At 46.6% G+C, this 1,486-nt stretch carries 1 protein-coding gene; it reads right to left on the bottom strand.

Features of this window, described 5'->3' with window-relative positions; all coding sequences use genetic code 11:
- Nucleotides 1-295: 295 nt before the first annotated feature.
- Nucleotides 296-1,165, bottom strand: coding sequence for a PEP-CTERM sorting domain-containing protein (locus tag O9295_RS24620; protein ID WP_288035936.1), 870 nt, complete (start codon nucleotides 1,163-1,165; stop codon nucleotides 296-298).
- Nucleotides 1,166-1,486 lie beyond the last annotated feature (321 nt).

The raw sequence follows: 1,486 nt of genomic DNA, 5'->3' as shown, positions 1-1,486 counted from the left end.
ACCAGTTTTGAGGTGGCCAATTACCTAATTTTCAGGGAAAAAGTGCCTAAATTTCCCCCCGATCACTCCCAGATCCAGTACTTTTTGATTGACAAAAGGTCTAAAAGTCTTACCCAACAAGGTTTTTAGATTTATTCAGCCAACCCCAATTAGGGTTGGCTGAAAAAGTTTCTCCTGTGGGGACTGACGCGGGTTCGTTCAGCAAACCCTAATTAAAAACCGCCCCCAAAGGACGGAGTTTCAATGCAAGCAGCTACGATGTCTCTGCTCAAAGTTGTCCTGAAGCCAAGCTCGGTTAGCTATCCTTTTGTCGGCGTTTCATCGCCAGACCTAAGCCACCAGCAACCAGCAGTCCAACAACAGTACCCGGTTCGGGAATAACCACCTGGGTGAAGGTTTGTGAGAAAGTCGTGACGCTGGCGGTTCCAGGCAATGTAGTAGTCCGGCGAGCTTGCAAAGACAGGTTGTTCATGACCGCAAGCGTGTTTGTTGGTCCCAATGTCATCGTGTCAGTCGCAGGCATGCTGGGGGTAGCGGTTTGATTGCCCATAATCGATGCACCATTGAAGCCCACAGAAGATTGTACTCCCGTAGTGAGGCCTGTAACTGACCCACCTGTTATGGCATCTATCTGGTTCATTATTGGGACATATCCAGCGGATGTTACCGTGAAGTCGAAGGCGACAGTAGCATTCCAAGTGGTATTCCCGCTCGGCGGAGTTAGGTTTATGCCGCCAACAACAGTGTAATTGAGAGTAGCACTACCAGAGACACCAGGAATGTAAGTGCCGGTTGCACTCACTCGAATGTTGCCTTGGGGATCGGTCAGAGGATTAGCCCCAGGACCTTTGAAAAAATCGTAATTCGTCCAGTCCTCGAACACTTTCTCAATTGTGCCATTTCCGTCCTCATCAACCGAGATGGAACCACCGCGAAGGAGCTCGGTGAGTGTACAGAATAAGGTACTTGCACAGTTGGTATAGGTTACCATAGGAGCCGCCTGGGCCGGGGCAGTGGCGAGGCCTAAGGCAGTGGCGACGGCCAGAGCAGCAGCGCTAGGAATGGTAAATCTGAGTAATTTTGTCATCTGTATAGACTCCCACAGAGGTAAAGTGGATGTATGAATAATTATCGCAATGCTAACAGCAAATTTTTCCTTTGTCAACACAGAATTGCCTATTTGTCAACAGATCACTGAAAAATTGTCAACAGATCACTGAAAAGAGTTTCTCCCCACTTCCCCACTTCCCTAGATCTGATTCATTCTCCGAATCTAATTCTTTGTTTTGTTACCTTTAATCGCTTATGAGGTAAGCAAAGCACGACGTTTTGACAAATTTTCAGCTATTTAGGGTTTGCTGAATAAATCTAAAAACCTTGTTGGATAAGGCTTTTAGACTTTTTTTCCCTGAAAAAGTGCCTACCATTGGAGTGATTGGGGGGAAAATTTAGGGATTTTTTCCCTGAAAATTAGGTAATTGACCAC

This window comes from Microcystis sp. LE18-22.4A (assembly GCF_027531105.1).
GTDB lineage: Bacteria > Cyanobacteriota > Cyanobacteriia > Cyanobacteriales > Microcystaceae > Microcystis > Microcystis aeruginosa.
The sequence above is the reverse complement of the archived record's forward strand: the minus strand, read 5'-3'. Positions and strand labels throughout refer to the sequence as shown.